Below are 20,714 nucleotides of genomic sequence, written 5' to 3' on the forward strand. Positions count from 1 at the left end.
AGCTAGGGTTGGGTCATTCTCTCTTCAACCCAATTTTTAAATAACTCAAAGTCTGTATAGACGATGTTTTTGTAGTGCATAGCTTGTAATATAATATGCTCTATAAAAAGATAGTGATTTTTGCCAATGGCTTTTAAGATTTCATCCTCGCTATGATAGTCGAACACAGGTGAATAGTCGATATCAGCTCTTGCGTGGATTTTTGCGGCAATTTGTCCCATAATTGCGGTTGTTGTATAGTAATCCTCTAAGCTTTTATAGTTTTTTGGCTTTACCTTCTTCTTAAATGGTGAACGCTCACGAATATAAAACTCTTGCCCATCTAGTGTTATATAGGCGAGGTGTGGGTCCTCTAAATGGTGCATGGCCTTTTGTGTGCCGACCACACGTGCGCCCTGATGATTATAGGCATTCCAAAACTCTTCTCGATAGGGGAGGAAGTAGGCTGGAATCGCTGTGCGAACCTCTTTCATTTCTAGGACAATATCACCCTCTACTAAAATATAATAGCGTTTTAAACCAATAGAGGCTGTACCAGAGCCATGTTTAATGGCAATATCCTTAATGGTATAGCTGGTTAAGGCGTTTGAAATAGCTTGATATTCTTCTGCTGAAACAGGCTGTATTTCCTCATTCCATCGGAAAACATGCTTGCCATCCTCATTCATCTGTGTAATATCTTGAACAAATTGAGTACCTTGCCTTTTTTCCAGCTTTTTTAACATCCTTTTAATAGGGCCCTTAGTATTATCCTTTGTAAACAGCATTGTCAATGGATCATCCTGTTTACGCTGAAAACGTTTGAGCTGCTGAAGGTAGCTACTAAGAAAATGCTGGATAGCTGTTTCTTGGGCTGCATTATGTAAACCTTGTTCCTCTAAATAAAGAGCAATGCTAACACTCATCCGTGTAAGATCGTATAAATAGGAGCCGACATAGCCCTCATCAAAATCATTCACATCAAAAACGATATTGCCTGTTTCATTTTGAAAAGCACCAAAATTGTCCATATGCATATCGCCCTGAATCCAAGTTGGCTTTATATCAGGTGTGTGGAAAAGGGACGCAATTTTGGTCACATCAAAATAAAATAGATACGCACTGCCACGGAAAAAACGAAATGGGCTTTCCAGCATTTTTCGATATTTTTCTAAGCGTTGAGCCTCTGTTAACCCCATACGTTGACCATCAAATTCTTCAAAAATTGTTGTTAACACTTCTTCTCGTAAATGGACCCTGGTTTGTTTAACCTGTTCTAATAAAGCTTGTCCCATTGGATCAACTCCTTTTGTTTTTATGTATATACGAAGGATACATTAATAAGTTTCAAAATCATCATAAAAATGTCTATGTATCTCATGCTATTTTATAACATGTTCAATAAGCTGATTTCATACTATAAGACATGCTTAGTTGTAGAGGGGGGCTATATGTATTTTTTGACCAAAAGTCTTGTCATTATAATAGGAAGTATTTCTTTATCATTAGGTATTAATTTATTTTTAACACCTTATGAAATTTTAGATGGAGGAGTTGTTGGGCTAGCACTTATTTTACATTATTTGTATAATTTTAAAATTGGCTTAATGATTATTATCATAAGTATGCCAATTTTTATTATAGCGTGGTTTAAATATAGAACCTATTTTTATAATAGCGTGCATGGCTTAATTACTTCTTCCTTTATTATTGATTTACTAAAGCCAGTAAGGAATATTGTACAAATAGATGCTCTTTATAGTGCTATATTTGGAGGGATTCTTGTGGGCTTTGGCATTGGCTTGATGCTTCGATTTCAGACAAGCACTGGTGGAACAGATTTAATTGCTCAATTAATATGTGATAAAACAGGTATGAATGTTGGGCTACTAATTTTTAGTATGGATGCCATTATTATTTTGGTAGGGGGTATCGTATTAACTTCACATACATTGCTCTTATCAATTATTACAGTCCTAGTTGGAGGACTTATGATTAGTGCTATGACAGTGACGGAATAAAGACTACTATTCAGAGAGCACCCCCTCTGAATAGTAGTCTTTATTTTATAAGCTTTTTCGGCTGGCTAGACTTATCATCATTGTTTATGAGAGATAATGTGAGGAGCTAATGACAGCCATTGCCCTTGAGCATTATGAAAAGATTATAGAAAGAGGGGAAGCAAGTTATTAATAAGTGGCTGGAAAGTCTGTAGCAATTACCCTATCAATATAATAGGCTGAGTGCTATGGCATTTATTAAATATGATTTTAAAATTTTAAATGAGGAGTGATGTAGGGATTTGTATGAAAAAGAAGGCGATGTGCTTTGTAGTACCAGCTTTATTTAGGACCATGTAATAGATGATTTAGAAATGCTATAACAAGGCTTAGCAGCACGAGGAGATTATTTAAAGCAACTAGAAGGGAATGAATAAATTTTTCATATAATACTATCTTTTGAAGTAACAGAATTTTCCCATAAAAGACTTGTGCAGGGTGTAGTTGGACATTGGAAATGGTGTAGATTTACCCACAGCCAGTTTCGAATGTATGCTATACTAGCTTTACAGACAACCACAACACTCAGTTTTCAAAATTTAGATATAGTAAAAGGTTCGATAGTCCAACTCATACTATTGGTAAAACTATATGTGTCGTCAAGAGTAAGACGTTAAAATATATTGTAAAAACTATACGCTATGAGGGTTTTAAATGTCTGAATATTTTAGGAATTCTGTATTGACTGCATAGATTTGTTAACGAGGAGGATGTTTATGAAGAAGGTAATGCTATTATTTTTAACTACACTATTAGTGGCTGTTTTAGCTGCTTGTGGGGCAGATAAATCGGGCTCTGACAAGACAGAAGGTGGAGGTTCTGAAAAATTAGTAGTCCAGGTGGGAACTAGTCCTACTTATCCACCCTTTGAATCTGAAGAAAAAGGGGAATTAGTAGGTTTTGATATTGCCCTCATTAAAAAAATTGGTGAAGAAGAAGGTTTTGAAGTAGAGCTTTCTAGCATGCAATTTGATGGTCTTGTACCAGCTTTAAAAGCAGGTCAATTAGACGTAGTAGTAGGTGCATTAAGTATTACAGACAAGCGATTAGAAAGCGTGAATTTTTCAAATGCTTATTATAAATCTGGTTTATCTATTTTAACAAAGCCTGATTCAGGCATTAAAGGTTTTGACGATTTAAAAGGTAAATTGGTAGGGATTCAAAAAGGGACTTCATCCTACAACTATTTAACTCAAAATGGCATCAAAGACCAGGATATTAAGCAATATGCTGATATTAGTACAACATATAGTGCATTAGACAATGGTGGTATCGATGCGATTTTATATGACAATCCATCAAATATTAACTATATTACTACACAAGAAACAGATGCAGAAATTGTAGGGGATATTTTAGCTGGTGAATATTATGGTATCGCTATCAATAAATCAAAAACAGAGCTATTAGAAAAGATTAATAGCGGCTTAGAAAAGCTTCAAAAAAATGGAGAATACGAGAAGTTATTTGATGAGTATTTAAACGGAGAAAAGAACGGTTTCATTGAAAATGTTGTAAAGCCTGAGGAAGTAGCAGTTAAAGCTGAATAACATGATTTATCTTGATTCAGCAATATTTTTTGTGCGACCGTACAAATATTTTTGCTGAATCAAGGTAAAACCCATAGCAATGTTACTGATTTTAAAGAGATGCTTTTCAAATAAACTCTAAACATGAAGTGAAGTTGACATATTGCTAAAAAGGGGTATATTACGTCTCTTTTGTAATATTGATAGTGTTGAAATGGGGGAGATAGCTTGGATGTAGTATTAGAAAATATGCCAATGATTTTAGAAGGCCTTAAATATACAATTTATTATTCAATCGCTTCCATTGTATTAGCAATTATTATTGGTTTAATTGTCGCGATTATGAAATTATCACAATCCTCCTTTTTAAAAGGGATTGCATCAATTTATGTAGAAATTTTCCGTTCAACGCCATTATTAGTTCAATTATTTTTCATCGTTTTTGGTTTAGCGGGTGTTTTGCCTTTAAATGAATGGTTTGGGCAAAGGTCATATCCTATACTAGCGGCTACATTAACGTTGGCATTGCATCAAGGAGCATATATTTCTGAAATTATTCGTGCTGGGATTTTAAGTGTTAATAAGGGACAAAGAGAGGCTTCTGAAAGTATTGGAATGACGGAGTTTCAAACAATGCGTTTCATTATTTTACCTCAAGCTTTTAAAAGAATGATTCCACCGTTAGTGAATCAATCAGCACAAGCCATTAAAGATACATCTTTATTAGCACCAATCGGTATTATTGATTTAGTTTATCGAGGGCAAATTATTATTTCCACAACGTTCGAACCTTTCGCAATTTGGATAACGATAGGGATTATTTATTTTATACTTATTTTTTCTATATCCCAGTTTGCTGGTTATTTAGAAAGGAGGATGCGACTTGATACACGTTGAAGATTTATATAAGTCATATGGGGACATTGAAGTTTTAAAAGGCATAGACGCACATATTAAGCCTCAAGAAGTGGTAGTAGTCATCGGACCTTCTGGAAGTGGAAAGAGTACTTTTTTAAGATGCCTAAATGGATTAGAAAAGGCAACGAAAGGAAAAATTGATATTGTTGGGATGGAGTTAACGAACCCAAAAACAAATATTCCACAATTAAGACAGCATGTTGGTATGTGTTTTCAGCAATTTAATTTATTTGAGCATTTAACAGTGTTAGGGAATATTACAATCGGACCTATTCAAGTGCTGAAAAAAAGTAAAGAAGAAAGTGAAAGTTTAGCGAGAGAATTATTAAAAAAAGTAGGATTACCAGATAAAGAACATGCCTACCCACATCAACTATCGGGCGGGCAGCAGCAACGTGTTGCTATTGCTAGATCTTTAGCGATGAAACCAAAAGTCATGCTATTTGATGAACCAACATCAGCATTAGATCCAGAAATGGTTGGAGAAGTCTTAAACGTAATGGGTGCTCTGGCGCATGAAGGAATGACAATGGTCATTGTTACGCATGAAATGGGCTTTGCACGTGAAGTGGGAGATCGTATTTTATTTATGGATGGCGGTTATTTAGTGGAAGAAGGTACACCAGCTGAAATATTTAATAATCCACAAGAGAAACGTACACAGGACTTTTTAGCAAAAGTATTATAAATAGTAAAGAAAGACTAGAAATGCTATATTCTATTTCTAGTCTTTTTAGTACTGTAAATGGTTTTCTTATCAATTTATTTTTAGAAAAGGAAACATTTGCTAAGAGCCTTTAAATATTTCGATCAAGTAGCTGCTTTTTCGGATAGGCTGGTTTAACCTCTGCGATAATAATCGCTAGTAAAATAAGCACTGCACCTGCCATCATGCGACCTGTTAAAATTTCATGTAAAAAGATAACTGAAAATACCATACCGAAGAATGATTCAGTGGATAAAATAATAGCTCCTTTTGTAGCTGATGTATACTTATAAGCTATATTTTGACATAGATAAGCTATAACTGTTGAGAAAATGGCTAAATATACAATGGATAACATGCCTTCTTTCTCTAAGCTTGTTGGCATACCTCCCTGTCCCATAACAATGATAATACCTATAATGGAAGCAGACATAAATTGAATAATTGTTAAAGTAATAGGGTCCTCTTTTTTGACAAAAAGGTTTGTATAGAAAATATCAAAGGCAAAGCCAACAGCGCAGGCCAATGATAAAAGGTCACCTATATTCATTGTCAATGAACCTTCAAGCGATAAAAGCCCGATTCCGAAAATCGCCATAAAAGCACCGATAATTTCGTAGCCATCAATACGGCGTTTGTACACCGCAAGTGCAATGAGCGGTACAATAATAACATTCACAGCAGTTAAAAAAGCATTTTTTGATGGTGTTGTATATTCGAGCCCAACGGTTTGTAGAGCGAATGCTGTATATAAAATTGCACCTAATATTGCGCCTTTCCAAATAACCGATTTTGAAGCTTTTCTTAATCTTTTCCCAAATAATAAAATTAAAATCAGCGTTGCTAAAGTAAAGCGAGCGGCCATCAATTGATAGGCCGTTAAATATTCTAAGGCAATGGCTGTCACGACAAATCCGCTCCCCCAAACGATTGCCGTAATGAGCAGCATGCCATCAGCTATGTAAGTTTTCATTTCTCTCCTTCCTCCTGACTTCAATAGAATAGCATAAGAAAGAAGAAAATAATTTGATTCTATTTCTAAATATCCAGGCGTTTTTTGTACTTATTCCAAAGTGATTATGCACCGGTTAATTTATGATGTAATAAGTACAATTTAATGGCTGCAGCAAGACGTTCATAAAAAACATAATCATTATCTATGCATCCAACGAGTTGTCGTATTTTTGCCAAGCGATAGCGAATTGTATTGGGATGGCAAAAGTGCGCTACGGCTACTTCTTTGATATTTCCTTTTTTAATAATATAGGTGATGGCGGTTTCTATTAAATCTGGGTCTGCTTTATCATCAAGGAGTGGGGCTAAAAAATTCGTAACATAGTCCATTGCAAATGCTGGCTCTTTCCGATAGAGCTCAATGAATAAACAATCTGATGCAAGATGGCTATAATGATAGCTTGGCATTAAATCTATCTCGGCAAAAATGCTTGCAGCAAAAGCTTCTCGTAGGGCGAATGGAAATCCTGTTTGGCTATCGTAGCTATTGCTATAGCCAATGGTATATAGCTCAATAGGTAAAGCGTATAAGGCAAGCCATTCATGTAACACTTTTTCGAATTGAAACTGCTGAGATGAATGAGTCATGATAATAAAAAGGCTCTCTCCATAGGAGCAGATAAGACCTGTTTTTAAGAGCGGCTCTAATGCCATAAGGCTTTGTTTCCAATTCGATTGAAAGGAGTCCTTTGCTCGCAAATTAACGACAAATACATATTTTTCAAAGGGTTTGTTCATTTGCTGTAAAAAGGATTTTAGTTGCTCCTGTGTCATATCCTCTTCAATAAGTCTTCGCAAAATAGTTTCTAAAAAAAACGAATAGTCCTGTGTGTTTGCATAGGCCATTGTTTCTAAAATAATCTTCTCAAAAAACTCATCTCCACCAAATTTTAATATCGGGAAATTTTCCTTATCAGCATACATCAGCACTTCTTCCGGTAAACTTCGGAAAATAACAGGCTTATATGCTAAGGCACTAGCACCAAGCTCAATCAGACTTTTAACAGCATTCAATAAATAGTCAGGCTGTTGCTTAGCAAATAATAAACTGCTTAACACAACACTATTGGGTGAAAAAGCCGTTTCTCGAGCAGGGTGAATATCTGGTGAGAATTCAAAGTCTAAAATCTCTACATTTTGAACAGTTCTATGTAAGCCGTTGTGACCAGCAACAACAGTGAAATTTTTGGTAATGGGTAGCTGTAAAAAGTTTTCTACATTCATCATTCGATCAGGCCTTTCCTATAATAAGCTACTATTTTTCTATTATAAATGAACTTGCTGATAAAAAACCATTTGTATCGTAGACTGTACGAAAGGAGACATCTACTTGTTTAATGGGAAACCATGAAGTAAATATGTTGGAAATGAGCGCTGTAGTCTTCTTTTTACATATGATTCACAGTCTCTTTACAATAGAGGCGTACAATGAATCATAATAACTATTTGAAGAGGTGCACCAATGGAGTCTGCTGTAGGATATAGGCTAAAAACTAGCACTATAATTTCCCTGTTGAAATATTTATATGGAAAATATCGACACAATGCATTATATATAAAGCGCTTAAAAGCATTAAAGCAAATTATCCAACGTCATGATCTACAGACATACTTTCAGCCTATTGTAGAATTACAATCGCAGCAAACGATAGGGTTTGAAGCATTAAATCGCCCTGTATCTTCAAAATTATTTACGAGTGTCGATCAATTTTATGAGTTTGTGGGACAAACAGATTGCGTATTTTTATTTGAATGCTTTTGTAGAAATCTTTCCTTACAACGCTTTAAGGAGCGGTTATCTGAAAAGTGGAAGGACAGAAGCTTTTTAGTGTTTCTCAATATTCATCCGAATGTATTAATCGATAAAAAATATCATAGTGGAGAGACTCTACAATTATTAAAAGAGCTTGGTATTAAACCCCAGCAGGTAGTCTTTGAATTAACTGAGCGTAGTGCTGTAGTAGATTTTGTGGAATTTGAGCGTGTGTTATCCCATTATCGCTCGCAAGGCTATCGTATTGCTGTAGATGATGTAGGCTCAGGCTATAATAGTTTAAAAACGCTTATCTATTTAAAACCAGAATTCATTAAGTTGGATCGTTCATTAATTCAATTTATTGATAAAAATAGGGAACAACAACAGCTTGTTAGTTTGTTGATGGAATATGCGGAACAGGCGAATACTAAAATTATCGCTGAAGGAATTGAACGACACGAAGAACTTGAATATTTGTCTCGTATAGGTATTCACTATGCCCAAGGTTATGCGATAGGAAAGCCCGCAGAGGAAATACGATTAGGGAGAATAAGGATGGGTGACTATGAAGATAGGGGAAGTCATTGAAAAAGGTCCATGTATTAGCGAGTTTGTGAAAAATAAAGAAGTAGATAAACTTTTTACAAGCGATCCTACGTTGCGTAGTGTCGTTGTCGTTCGGGATGAAAAACCGATTGGACATATTACACGTACACATTTCTATCAAAAAATAGGTACTCGCTATGGCTACAATTTGTTTATGGAGCGGCAAAATCGACTTGTTGTGAAGGAAGATTCGTTAATAGTAGACTGCAATAGACTTATTACAGAGGTCAGTACGCTCGCAATGTCCAGACCACCAGAGGATTTGTATGATGATATTATCGTCACAAAAAATGGCTTATACAATGGAATGGTTAGTATTCGAGAATTACTATTAAAGCTAGTAGAGATACAGGTAACTATCGCAAGTTTTTTGAATCCGTTAAGCAGTCTTCCAGGAAATAAATTAATTGATGAAAAGCTAGAGGAAGCATTACAGCGACCACAATACAGTTTAATATATTTCGATTTAGATCATTTTAAATCCTATAATGACACGTACGGCTTTAATAAGGGTGATAAAATTTTATTGTATTTAACAGATATTTTAAAAAGGCATATATGTGGTATGGAGGATTTTTTAGGGCATATTGGCGGTGATGATTTTGTGGCGATTCTTCCACATTATCAGATAGAAGACATTTGTCAAAAAATTATCGCTGATTTTGATACTAATATTTTAAGTTTTTATCATTTAGAGGATTTAACATATGTGCAGGTGGCGAATAGAGTGGGGGAACTACAACCTTTAACATGCACCTCCTTATCTATTGCTGTGATTACGAATGAATACCAGCATTTTGACTTTGTAGAGCAATTATCCAATGCAGTAGCTCATCTAAAAAAAGAATGTAAAAAAATTGAAGGTAGTTGTTACCTGATTAATAAACAGCCTGTCTCATTACAATCTGTAGAATAGTTTTATAAGATAAACTCTAGTATGGCTAGATTAGCGGGAGCGCCTCACAGTGGACATCCTATAAAGATGACATTTTGAAATAATTTGCGGCTATATGAATCGTAATCTATGAAATATAAAACTGCCCCTAAATTGTTGATTTTTAACAATCTAGGGGCAGTTTAGTATTTGTCACCAATTGTAGGGTGAATGACTAAAATAGCTATACCATCGAAAAAGTAATCTGAACGAAAGTTTTCGATGGCTATTTTCAGGGCATAATTAAAAGGAAGAGGCTATGTCTATCGCAAAAATTTATCAATCTAAATAAAACTTACTTGAATTATAGGTATTATAGGTATATAATTCGAATACATTATATTAAAACATCTTAGGAGGCATTTCATTGTCAAATTTACAAATTATCGTGAACGTAGCAGTATTGCTGGTGTTCGTTGGAATTTTATATGTGATGAACAAAAAACACGTTAAATTTTCAAATCGTGTTTTTGCAGGTCTAGGCTTAGGGATTGTACTTGGTCTTGGACTTCATTTTATTTATGGTATTGATTCAGAGGTGTTAGCGAAAACAACATCTTGGTACAATATTATCGGTACGGGTTATGTAAAATTGCTACAAATGGTGGCAATGCCGTTAGTATTTATCTCCATTTTAATTGCCTTTACAAAAATGAAGATTGGCAAGAACTTTGGAAAAATGGCGGCACTTATTTTAGCGATTTTAATTGGTACAACGGCTATTTCAGCAGCGGTCGGTATTTTTTCAGCAACTGTATTTGATTTAGATGCAACGCAAATTTTGCAGGGTGATGCAGAAACTGAGCGTGGGCAATATATTGAGGAAAGAGCAACAGGCTTAGCAGCGCCAGATTTACCAACACAGATTATTGAGCTATTCCCAGCAAACCCATTCTTAGATTTAACGGGTGCACGTTCTACATCTACAATTGCGGTTGTTATTTTCTCAGCGTTTCTAGGATTTGCTTATTTACGTATTTCACGTAAGGATGAGGCGACAGCTGCTACTATTAAAAAAGGCTTGGATGCAATTTATGCGCTTGTTATGGGTGTTGTAACAATTATTTTACGTTTAACACCATATGGTATTTTAGCGATTATGGCTCGTACAGTAGCGACATCTGACTTTAGTGCGATTTATAACTTGGGTAAATTCGTCATAGCGTCTTATATAGCATTAATTATTGTGTTCCTTGTACATTTATTAATTTTGACATTAAGCGGTTTAAATCCAATAACATATGTAAAAAAATCTGCGGAAACATTGTTATTTGCCTTTACATCACGTTCGAGTGCGGGCACATTACCAATGAATATTCAAACGCAAACAGGACGTCTTGGGGTATCTGAAGGTATCGCAAACTTCTCGGCTTCCTTTGGCTTATCGATTGGTCAAAACGGCTGTGCAGGCGTCTATCCTGCCATGTTAGCAATTATGATTGCACCGACAGTGGGCATTAATCCACTTGATCCAGTATTTCTTATTACTGTTATTGCAGTAGTAGCCATTAGCTCATTTGGTGTAGCAGGTGTTGGTGGTGGGGCAACATTTGCAGCGATTTTAGTATTATCAGCACTTGATTTACCAGTGGCACTTGCGGGTGTATTAATTTCTGTTGAGCCTTTAATTGATATGGGACGTACAGCTTTAAATGTCAGTGGTTCAATGACTGCTGGTGTGACAACAGCACGGGTAACAAAGGAATTAGATACAGCGATGTATAATAATAAAGAATTAGGTGCACAAGTAACAGACCTATAACATAAAAAGAAGCCTCTTTCAAAGTTTGAATGGTGAAACTTTGAAGGGGCTTTTTTGATAGAGTTGATTATATTATTTTTACATAAAAATCTTGGCCGTTGATTAACTCGGCAACCTCAATGTCATAGTGTTGCTTATAGTAATGATAAATATTGTAGGCTAAGCCGGAGTGTCCATTTAAGTATGTGCCTTGTTTAATTTCTTTACGTGGATTATGGAAGTCAAAATACAAACGTGCTTCAGAGTTCATTGTATTCAAAATAGCGACAAATTCTTGTTCTTCAATATGAATACCACGCGTATACATACACTCTCTACGATACGTATCGTGAGTGACATTTACTGGAGACGCTTCAAAAATCATTTCAATATGTTTATTCAAATGACAACAGCTCCTTTCGAATAATTAGTACCATCCACGATAATCATTCATCAAAACCTCGCAAAAGATTTTTATATTTCTAGTATATAATTGTCAGAAAATTATAGCAATATCTTTCTACCAATCTTGTTGCTGTATTTCCTCTGCTATAATCTGTAAATCATAGGCATTAATAATGGCGAGTGTATAGTCATGTGTTTCCATATATTTTTCGGCAAGACGTTTGATATACTTTGGTGAGCCTTCATTTTCCTCATCGTAAATGAGCAAAAGACCATCTGTATTTTGAATAATAAATTTATCCTTCTCTATAAATTGCCAAGGTGCTTCATACGGTTTCTTTGTAACGCTAGTGACAAAATCGGCTTGGGCAATGACTGTTTGATATTTCTCTTTTTTAGGGTCCTGCCAATTTTTCTCTTGTTCTAAAAAAGGGGTAATAACCGCATACTTTAAGAGAGGAAATTCCTTTTTTAGCATCCATATTACTTCAGCACTCCATGTTTCCACACCCTGCTGTCCACTAATAATAACCCATTCAAGTCCTTCATCCAGCAGTGCACGTAAACGGGCTTCTAATGCTTTTTTTATAATAACAATTCCAGGGTGTTTATCATTAAAAATACCCAGCTCATGTGGTCTATAGCCAGTAATCATTATACGCTGTAACAACGAAATGCCCCCTAAGCTGTATAGTTGTAATAACAGTATACAGGAGGGGGCAGTTGAAAACGACTTGTAGGGCTAAACTATAACTAGCATAAAAATAAGTGCGACAATCGCCAGTGGTGAATCATTTATGAAAGATGCTCTATTTCGGCTTGAGCCTTTTTTAAAGCCTTTTGAAGCTGATAAATTTTAAGCATACTGAGTAGTCCGCCTAATAGCGCTCCCAATAAAACGGAGCCGATAATAACAAGGATTAGTGGCCATTCCGCTTCTCCCAATAAATAATTAACAGTTACAGGGTCGACATTGATTACTGAAAAAGCTGCAATAATTAAAACAACAATTAGTGTTAAGATTAAGTTCCATTCCTTCTTCATAAGCCAACCTCCTCATTAAAAGTTTGTAATTATTATATAATTTAAGATTAATAACTGACAATTATTAGCTTGAAAATAAATAACATTTAAAAAGGATGACTTCTGCTACATATGGAAGTCATCCTTTTACTTATTTTTCTTAGGTTATCTATTTTTAGAACTCTCAGCTGGCTGTTCAATTTTTACATAGCGCCATAAGCTATTGGCAATATCACGTGCTTCCGCTACATGCTCTGTTCCAACGAAGGCTTTACGGAAAGGTGTAAGCAGTGATTCGACAATAAAGAGCTTTGGTTTTTCACGCTGCAGCTCCTCTAATAAAAATTCCGCATATTCTAAGCCCTCTGGTATCTCGGTGCCTGACAATCCTTTTGTAAAGCCTTGCAATTGCTCAATAACCATTTCCCTCGTTACGTTTTTATAGTTTACGACATTTTGAATCGTGTTAATCATTTCCACACTTATCAAAATTTCTTTCGATTCCAGCATAGTGGGTATAATTACGCTAATATTGCGTAATGCTACACGTACAATGGCTTCTCGATTGATGTATTTATAATCAGCAATAAAGACTGCACGTAATGTGAGGTTAATCATGCCAAAAGCTTGCACAGCGCATTCATAGCTAATGGGACTAATTTCTTCTCCAAATACTTGCACAAGACGATTGGCTAGCCATTCTACCTCCTGTAAATGGTAGTTAATAATAATTTTTTTCAGCTCTGCATCACGCGCATGAAAGATGGACTCAAAAATCTGCACTAAATTTAGCTCTTTATTGACATGCATGAGGACGGCAACTTGCTGTGTTAATATCTCTAAATCAGTGGGGTCTTGCCCATAAAGAAGCTCATGTCGACGATTGCTTGCTTCCTCACGTCCCTCATCTAAAATGGCGATTAAGCATTCGTTCTTAGAAGTAAAATGATTATAAAATGTTCCCTTGGAAATTTTAGCAGCACTGATGATGTCATTAATAGATGTATCTACAAAGCCCTTTTTAATAAAAAGTTCACGCGCGGCTGTAATAATTTGTCTTTTTCTTTTGTTCATAACCTCACCTTTTTTAAAATATTATACTCTTATTCTATAGCATAAATGCTTATACATCAACATTTATAAAATTTGTAAACTTATTTGTTGAAAAAAGTAGACTACGAGTATAAAATAAGTTTTATCGTAAAACACAAGAAAGAATTGAGGGATATAAATGAATAGTGAGCAAACAATGAAAAAGCCCCCTTATGGCATGATAGCCATTCTATTTGTGGGTGCTTTTGTTGCTTTTCTTAACAACACATTGTTGAATGTGGCATTACCAACAATTATGAAAGATTTTGGGATTACCTATTCAAAAGTACAATGGTTAGCGACAGGGTATATGCTTGTGAGCGGTATTTTAGTACCCGCTTCAGCATTCTTTGTGACACGCTTTAAAAATAGACATCTATTTATAACAGCGATGTCCATCTTTACAATCGGTACAATTATGGCAGGCTTCGCGCCTAACTTTGGGGTGCTACTAGCAGGCCGTATGGTGCAAGCAGCTGGGGCTTCTAGTATGTCCCCGCTTTTAATGAACGTTATGCTAACAAGCTTCCCAAAAGAGAAGCGTGGCGCAGCAATGGGGATCTTTGGTTTAGTTATGATTATGGCGCCAGCAATTGGTCCTACATTATCAGGGTATATAGTGGAACATCATGATTGGCGTATGCTTTTCCAAATGATTATTCCATTTGCTGTAATTAGTTTGTTATTTGGTGTTTGGAAGCTAAGAAACGTGATGGAGACACGTGAAGTTCACTTAGATTTTCTTTCAGTGCTTTTATCAACAGTTGCATTCGGTGGTATTTTATATGGCTTTAGTACAGCAGGGGATAAAGGTTGGTCAAGTCCGTGGGTATACGGCACAATTACCGTTGGCTTTATTGCTTTAATCATTTTCATCGTTAAACAACTGAAAATGAATGAACCATTATTGGAATTGCGTATTTACAAATATCCAATGTTCGCATTAGGATCTGTGATCTCAGTGATTATATCAATGGCGATGTTCTCAGGGATGATTTTAACGCCAGCCTATGTTCAATCTATTCGTGGTATCGAACCATTTGAAGCTGGCTTAATGATGCTTCCAGGGGCACTTGTGATGGGGATTATGTCGCCAATTACTGGTAAGCTCTTTGATAAATTTGGTCCACGTGTGTTAGCGATTATTGGTTTAGCTATTACAACAATTGCTACATTTGGTTTAACAAAATTAGCAATTGATTCTACCTACACATATATTGTATCAATGTACACAATTCGTATGTTTGGTATGTCAATGGTTATGATGCCAATTATGACAAATGGCTTAAACCAACTACCACAAATGATGAATCCACATGGTACGGCTATTAACAATACATTACAGCAAGTATCAGGTGCAATTGGTAGTGCAATATTAGTGACATTTATGAATAATCGTACAAAGGTAAAAGCAGAGGAATTAGTGGCAGAGGCAAAAGCAAATGCAGCACAATCAGCGGCTGCACCTACGCCAGAGCAGATGCAGCAAATGCAAGATCAAATTATGCAAACAGCTTTATTGGATGGTATTACACACTCCTTCTTAATTGCCACTGCGCTAACAGCGGTTGCTATAGTGCTTGCTTTCTTCTTAAAACGTGTAAAAGTGGAAAGCACAGCATCCTCAATGGATTTAAAGAAACCAACTAAATAAGCTTGCATAAAAATGAACTGCACCCCAATTGTTAGACACTATCTTATCTAACAATTGGAGGTGCTTTTCTTATGGCTAGTCTCCTACTCGATTTTCTGTATCCGCTATAAGTGATTTATATCGTGAAAATTAATTTTCTGTACTTTATTGAATATCAGTTTCTTTATGACATTTAAGAATAAATATTGAATGTTTAAGAAATTAACTATATAAAAATAAATTCTGGTATTATTGTAAGTAAAGGGAGGTCGATTCTTCTGTCGATCTTTATTTAATCTCCTATCTAGTGGATATTTTAGGTAGACCCAATGAAGATTTGTACTTAATTACTACTTTCAGTTTGATGGACATCTCTCCAGGATCATTTCTATCCCCATATTTATATAAAAGAATGGATCCTAAAATGGAGGTTTACCTGTCTAGTATTACTTTCGGAATTGTCATTGTATTATTTTCATTTAAATTACCACTCAGTCTATTATTAGTAGGATTAATTATTGGTGGGTTAGCACAAGGAATATTTTTACTTTTTATAAATACTTATTTACATAGTATATGTGAGCTAACATAAATTTTAAGGAAAGGCCATTATCATTTATGGTGAATACAGAATAAAGGAGTAGGTTATGATATCTAAAAATAAGAGAGGTTTAATCATTTTACTTTTATTAAGTATTGTTCTTATAGGGAGCGTTGTGAAAAACGAGTTTGCAAAAGATGGGGCGCTAATTCAAAAAGACGATGGTACAGAACAGCTAGTATATGAAACAAAGCTTGTTGCTTTAGATAAAACTGAAACAAGTCTAGAAAATCATAAAAATAAAGTAATTGTTTTGAATTTTTGGACAACTTGGTGCAACTATTGTAAAAATGAGATTCCAGAACTAAATAAATTTTATAACAAGCAGTCAGGAAATGTAGAATTTTTAGCCATAAATATGACCGCTGACGAAAAAAATATTAAATCAACTGAGAAGTTTAGGAAGCAATACGATGTTAAGTTCCCGATTTTTTTAGATGAGAGTGGTTTTTTACAAAAATCATTTAAAATTTTGGCTTTTCCAACAACATTAATTATCGATTCATCTGGGATTGTTCGTCATCGAATTCAGGGCGAAGTTACTCAAGAGCAGCTGAATCAAATGATATCAAAGCTTTAATAGATTTGAACTATATTCTATTGTTCGACACTATCATTTTCTTTAACAGATAAAGTTACTATACATCCAGTGAAATTGTAGTCTATCTATTCTACTAGAAGAATTTCTTATTATATATTGTGATGAACAATTATTTTGTACTGATTGTCCATTTTTATGATTCACTGTTTGCCTACGATTCGCCAATTCATCACGAATGCGACAGTAGCCATAACGCTCTTCATGTTCTTCATAAATCACCTTTTATTTCCGCTTTCAAATCGGCAGCCGGATATACGTTTGACTAAATTATAGTACGTACTTCGTGGAATGCTAGCGAATTTTACAAGTGCTTTCACTAAATATTTCTGCTTTCATTCATCGACTACTTGTGCTTTGTACTGTTTGGTGATTTTTCCTTGTTTTGAATGAAGGCATTCAATTTTTTAAATACTCATTTTCCATTTCTAGTCGTTGAATACGTGCTTCAGTAGATCCTTCAATTGATGCTTGTTTCGATTGCTGATTGAATTCTTTTTTCATGGATGCCCTTGTTCTTTAATTGAAGGGCATCTATTTCTTGTATTTCAAGCTGCTTTTCCATTGAAGTAACGTGGAAGGCGCTGGTATGTTAAAGATTGCAGCTGTTTCCCCTGATAGATATCCCTTGTCCGTTCATATAATTAAGCACGTCTAATTTAAACTGCCTAGTGTTGGATCTCTAGTTTTTTCAAAAGCTTTTTCTCCATTAAATTGCTACTGCTAAACCCATGTTCAAAAAACAGAGTCAGCAACCCCGAGTGCATTAGTGCTAGTCCGTTGACTTTTTCATGGCCATTTAAAATAGCGTTTTGCAGCATTTAGTTTTTCATTCACTGTAAATTTAGCTATAAGAAAAGCACCTCCAATTGTCTAACAATTGGGGTGCAGCTCAAATTTAATAAAGGAGTTTTTCATGTTGTTGAAAAAAGATACTGTTAATGGCAAAAAGCTGTCTTGTAGCAAAACAAGAGGGGATTTCCATCACGACTGCGTGTTTTTCGGGGGCGTCCGAAAATCCTTAGCAATAAAACATACAATATATATCAATATAAAATTCTCATATCAGCATTGATGAATCGGCTAATCAATATGTTACTTTATGGATTTAAGCATCCTTTTTAAATAATGCACCAGGCCAAAATGCATATTTGCCGAGAACTGTTGTGATGGCTGGCACAAGCAATGGTCGTACAATAAATGTATCAAGCAGTACACCGATGGCTGTGACAACGCCGAATTGAACAAGCACTTGAATTGGCAATGTTGCCAGAACAGCAAATGTGCCTGCTAAAATTAGTCCAGCAGATGTAATAACACTGCCTGTTCGCACAACACCTTCCTCCACAGCCGTTAGATGATCGGCTGTTTTACGCTTCTTCCAAATTTCTGAAATCATAAAAATATTGTAATCCTCCCCAAGTGCTATTAAGAATACAAAGGCATATAGCGGAATCGCGCCAGAAATAGCCTCTGCTCCCATCAAGTGATGTAAAATGAGCCATCCAGCCCCCAATGCAGCGAAGTAAGAAACAATAACTGTTGCTAGTAAATATACGGTCGCTGTAATAGAGCGTAAATAAACAGCTAATAATAAAGCAATTAAAGCGATCATAGTTGGCATAATTACAGTTTCATCACGTTTAGTGATTTGCTGTGTATCGTATTGGCTAGCTGTTTCTCCACCGATCCATACGTGATCCTCTGCATGATTCAGCCCTTTCTCTGCTAGTACTTCGGAAATGTGCGCCTTTAGCTCAGGAATATGGGCTAAGGATTCCTTTGCATAAGGATTAGCATCTAACGAAAGTTCATACAATTGAATAGCGTTGTTGTGCTCGCCAGTTTGTACTTCTGCCACATGATCAATATAAGGGATGGCAGAAAGCTGCTCTTGTAAATTTATGTCAGCACCCTCTGTATTAATTACTAATTGAACAGGTGCTAATGCGCCGGGTGAAAAATTTTCCTCTATTAATGTAAAGCCCTCTCGAGACGGCATATCCTTAGGGAAGGAAGAAAGTAAATCAAATGTGTATTGAATACGTGGTACGCATGCTGCCAAGCCTCCAAGTAAGATGACTGTTACAGTAATAACAATCCATGGTTTATGTGTAACAAAATGACCGATTTTATGACTAATCCTATGGGAGGGTTTATGCTGCTTTTTGCCCTTTTTATTTGCCATTTCCTCTGTACGTGGAGTGAAGGGGAAGAAAGCTACACGACCAATAATAACAAGAATAGCAGGTAGGACAACAAGTGCTGCAACCCCCATGACAAGCACGCCAAAGCTAAATGGCACGGCAAAGCGTTGAAATGCTCCATAATGGGCAAGGCTAAGGGTAGCTAAACCTATGACCACTGTGAGGGCACTCATTAAAATAGCGCCGCCTGATTCTTTGACAGCTAGCTTCATAGCGACCGTCTTATCCTCAACATCAAAGAGAATTTCTCTATATTTTGAAATTAAAAATAAACAATAGTCAGTCCCTGCTCCAAAAAGTAAAACAGTCATAATAGAGACTGCTTGTGAATCCTTATCAATCCATCCGTGATCAGCAAAGAAACCGAGTGTTGGGCTAATCACACCATAGGCAAGCCCTACAACAATTAGTGGAATAATGGCAAGTAGGGGTGAACGATAAATAATAATAAGCAATACTAAAACAAGAAGAACAGTGGCTATTAATAGTTTGACATCTGCTTGTGAAAATAGACTAACAGCATCTGTAGCAATTCCTACTGGTCCAGAATAACGCACATGGAGTGCATCGCTAGATAATTTCTCATCTAATTGGACTTGATAGCCTTCCATTATCTTTGTCAGCTTATCTAAACTATCCTGTAGCATATCTGTAGCAACACCTTTTTCAAAAAACACAGGTGTAACAATTGTTGTGCCATTTTCGGAAGCGGAAGCCATTAAAGCCTGAGGTGGCATTTGGTCAAATGGTGGAACCATTGTTTGATGGGCTAAGGGCTTTGCTTGCAGCTTGCTATAAACACCTTGTATAGCTGCAAAATCATCAGAGGCTAAGCCATTTTCACGATGCCAAACTAACAATAGAGGTGTTCCAGCATCATTAGGAAATTGCTCTGCAATAATCGCTGCTGCTTGCTCAGACATTTCAGTGTCAGGTAAGTTTCTGCCTGACTCACTTTCAATACTATTGATTTGTGGCCAAGCAAGCGATAGCACAACAACCAGCAACACCCAAAAGGCTAGTGCTAATAAACGCCCTTTATTACTAGCAATCATTGTTCCCCATTGCTCTAAGGGATGTTTTTTCATAAAAGGACCTCCATTTTCTATAAGTATTTTAATTATATATACTAGTAGGTTAATTAATCAATGCAAAAAAGTAAATATGCTATAATATGCATAAAAAATGCTTATGTAAAGGAGGCGGACTTATTGCAACAGTCACCAAGAGCTCTTGGAAGACCTCGTCATCATGAAAATGCAAAGCCAACAAAAGAGATTGTTCTTGAAACAGCCTTAGGACTTTTTTTGCAAGAGGGTTATAAAAATATTTCAATGGATGATGTAGCACAAGCTTGCAATGTAACAAAGGCAACGATCTATTATTATTACCCAACAAAAGGTGATTTATATACATCTGTATTAATAGCAATGATGGATCGAATCAAGCTATCAATCCTGCAGATTTTAGAACAACCCAAGCCATTTAAAGAACGATTACAGCAACTCGTTGAAGTTCATTTATCAGCGACTGTTGATATTGATATGAAAAATTTTATGAAAGAGGCTACCAACAATTTATCGGAATCACAGTTGAAGCAAGTACAGGCATCCGAAAATGAGATGTATCAAACAATAGAGCAGGCCATGCAAGTGGAGATGGAGAATGGCACGATCCGAAAAGACAATGCTAAATTTTTTGCTCATAACTTTATGGTACTGATGACAGTAGGATATTTGAAAGATGGTGATGGCAAGCCTTTATTAGGAGCTGTAGAGGAAACAGCTAGGGAAGTAACAAATTTCTTTTGGCTGTCTGTTCAAAATAATCATTAACCATTTATGAAAGGAGTTATCTCATTATTTGAGGTAGCTCCTTTAATTGTGATATAGGTCACATACATTGATAACCA

18 protein-coding genes and 1 pseudogene are annotated in these 20,714 nt (G+C 35.8%); 10 read left to right on the forward strand and 9 right to left on the reverse strand.

Translation table 11 applies throughout. The features are described 5' to 3' along the window. Nucleotides 1–2: 2 nt before the first annotated feature. The gene (locus MHB44_RS01840) at nucleotides 3–1,274 is read right to left on the reverse strand and encodes a DUF2252 family protein (protein ID WP_341301341.1); all 1,272 of its coding nucleotides are present in this window, start codon (nucleotides 1,272–1,274) and stop codon (nucleotides 3–5) included. A 156-nt stretch (nucleotides 1,275–1,430) separates the two neighbouring features. Here MHB44_RS01840 and MHB44_RS01845 point away from each other — a divergent pair, with 156 nt between their 5' ends. The 4 genes from MHB44_RS01845 (at nucleotide 1,431) to MHB44_RS01860 (ending at nucleotide 5,174) form a co-directional block, all read left to right on the forward strand. Further along, nucleotides 1,431–2,000 (forward strand): YitT family protein, encoded by a 570-nt coding sequence (locus MHB44_RS01845; protein ID WP_341301342.1) that lies wholly within the window; start codon nucleotides 1,431–1,433, stop codon nucleotides 1,998–2,000. A gap of 755 nt (nucleotides 2,001–2,755) precedes the next feature. Then, nucleotides 2,756–3,589, forward strand: a complete 834-nt coding sequence (locus tag MHB44_RS01850) for a basic amino acid ABC transporter substrate-binding protein (protein WP_341301343.1) — start codon at nucleotides 2,756–2,758, stop codon at nucleotides 3,587–3,589. 207 nt (nucleotides 3,590–3,796) lie between these two features. Further along, nucleotides 3,797–4,465, forward strand: coding sequence for an amino acid ABC transporter permease (locus tag MHB44_RS01855; protein ID WP_341301344.1), 669 nt, complete (start codon nucleotides 3,797–3,799; stop codon nucleotides 4,463–4,465). After that, a complete protein-coding gene (locus MHB44_RS01860; RefSeq protein WP_341301345.1) occupies nucleotides 4,452–5,174 on the forward strand; it encodes an amino acid ABC transporter ATP-binding protein in 723 nt (240 codons plus the stop codon). The genes MHB44_RS01855 and MHB44_RS01860 overlap by 14 nt, the downstream gene beginning before the upstream one ends. Before the next feature lie 109 nt (nucleotides 5,175–5,283). Here MHB44_RS01860 and MHB44_RS01865 read toward each other — a convergent pair whose 3' ends face one another. Beyond that, nucleotides 5,284–6,165 carry a DMT family transporter gene (locus MHB44_RS01865; RefSeq protein ID WP_053993377.1) on the reverse strand — a complete coding sequence of 294 codons (882 nt, stop codon included), beginning with the start codon at nucleotides 6,163–6,165 and terminating at the stop codon, nucleotides 5,284–5,286. A gap of 104 nt (nucleotides 6,166–6,269) precedes the next feature. Next, the gene (locus tag MHB44_RS01870) at nucleotides 6,270–7,433 is read right to left on the reverse strand and encodes a PucR family transcriptional regulator (protein WP_341301346.1); all 1,164 of its coding nucleotides are present in this window, start codon (nucleotides 7,431–7,433) and stop codon (nucleotides 6,270–6,272) included. 235 nt (nucleotides 7,434–7,668) lie between these two features. Here MHB44_RS01870 and MHB44_RS01875 point away from each other — a divergent pair, with 235 nt between their 5' ends. From MHB44_RS01875 to MHB44_RS01885, 3 genes are all read left to right on the forward strand, one after another. Continuing rightward, a complete protein-coding gene (locus tag MHB44_RS01875) occupies nucleotides 7,669–8,550 on the forward strand; it encodes an EAL domain-containing protein (protein WP_341301347.1) in 882 nt (293 codons plus the stop codon). Next, nucleotides 8,528–9,484, forward strand: a complete 957-nt coding sequence (locus MHB44_RS01880) for a GGDEF domain-containing protein (protein WP_341301348.1) — start codon at nucleotides 8,528–8,530, stop codon at nucleotides 9,482–9,484. The genes MHB44_RS01875 and MHB44_RS01880 overlap by 23 nt, the downstream gene beginning before the upstream one ends. A 385-nt stretch (nucleotides 9,485–9,869) precedes the next feature. Next, on the forward strand, nucleotides 9,870–11,264 hold the full coding sequence (locus MHB44_RS01885; protein WP_341301349.1) for an L-cystine transporter: 1,395 nt from the start codon (nucleotides 9,870–9,872) through the stop codon (nucleotides 11,262–11,264). A gap of 67 nt (nucleotides 11,265–11,331) precedes the next feature. Here the strand turns inward: MHB44_RS01885 and MHB44_RS01890 are convergent, their stop codons facing one another. From MHB44_RS01890 to MHB44_RS01905, 4 genes are all read right to left on the reverse strand, one after another. Further along, the gene (locus tag MHB44_RS01890) at nucleotides 11,332–11,646 is read right to left on the reverse strand and encodes a hypothetical protein (RefSeq protein ID WP_341301350.1); all 315 of its coding nucleotides are present in this window, start codon (nucleotides 11,644–11,646) and stop codon (nucleotides 11,332–11,334) included. Between the two features lie 117 nt (nucleotides 11,647–11,763). Continuing rightward, nucleotides 11,764–12,318, reverse strand: a complete 555-nt coding sequence (locus MHB44_RS01895; protein WP_341301351.1) for a DUF1273 domain-containing protein — start codon at nucleotides 12,316–12,318, stop codon at nucleotides 11,764–11,766. Nucleotides 12,319–12,443: 125 nt separating this feature from the next. Further along, nucleotides 12,444–12,692 carry a lipopolysaccharide assembly protein LapA domain-containing protein gene (locus MHB44_RS01900; protein ID WP_341301352.1) on the reverse strand — a complete coding sequence of 83 codons (249 nt, stop codon included), beginning with the start codon at nucleotides 12,690–12,692 and terminating at the stop codon, nucleotides 12,444–12,446. A 144-nt stretch (nucleotides 12,693–12,836) separates the two neighbouring features. After that, nucleotides 12,837–13,745 carry a TetR/AcrR family transcriptional regulator gene (locus tag MHB44_RS01905; RefSeq protein WP_341301353.1) on the reverse strand — a complete coding sequence of 303 codons (909 nt, stop codon included), beginning with the start codon at nucleotides 13,743–13,745 and terminating at the stop codon, nucleotides 12,837–12,839. A gap of 157 nt (nucleotides 13,746–13,902) precedes the next feature. Between MHB44_RS01905 and MHB44_RS01910 the strand changes: the two genes are divergently transcribed. Together MHB44_RS01910 and MHB44_RS01915 are read left to right on the forward strand one after the other, a co-directional pair. Continuing rightward, nucleotides 13,903–15,417 carry a DHA2 family efflux MFS transporter permease subunit gene (locus MHB44_RS01910; protein ID WP_341301354.1) on the forward strand — a complete coding sequence of 505 codons (1,515 nt, stop codon included), beginning with the start codon at nucleotides 13,903–13,905 and terminating at the stop codon, nucleotides 15,415–15,417. Between the two features lie 626 nt (nucleotides 15,418–16,043). Beyond that, nucleotides 16,044–16,577 (forward strand): TlpA disulfide reductase family protein, encoded by a 534-nt coding sequence (locus tag MHB44_RS01915; protein WP_341301355.1) that lies wholly within the window; start codon nucleotides 16,044–16,046, stop codon nucleotides 16,575–16,577. A 153-nt stretch (nucleotides 16,578–16,730) separates the two neighbouring features. Here MHB44_RS01915 and MHB44_RS01920 read toward each other — a convergent pair. Beyond that, a pseudogene (locus tag MHB44_RS01920) lies at nucleotides 16,731–17,360 on the reverse strand (helix-turn-helix domain-containing protein); the annotation flags it as partial. Between the two features lie 343 nt (nucleotides 17,361–17,703). Further along, nucleotides 17,704–19,890 carry an MMPL family transporter gene (locus MHB44_RS01925; protein WP_341301356.1) on the reverse strand — a complete coding sequence of 729 codons (2,187 nt, stop codon included), beginning with the start codon at nucleotides 19,888–19,890 and terminating at the stop codon, nucleotides 17,704–17,706. Between the two features lie 123 nt (nucleotides 19,891–20,013). Here MHB44_RS01925 and MHB44_RS01930 point away from each other — a divergent pair, with 123 nt between their 5' ends. Further along, on the forward strand, nucleotides 20,014–20,637 hold the full coding sequence (locus MHB44_RS01930; RefSeq protein ID WP_341301357.1) for a TetR/AcrR family transcriptional regulator: 624 nt from the start codon (nucleotides 20,014–20,016) through the stop codon (nucleotides 20,635–20,637). Nucleotides 20,638–20,714 lie beyond the last annotated feature (77 nt).

It is taken from the genome of Lysinibacillus sp. FSL H8-0500 (genome assembly GCF_038051955.1).
GTDB lineage: Bacteria > Bacillota > Bacilli > Bacillales_A > Planococcaceae > Lysinibacillus > Lysinibacillus macroides.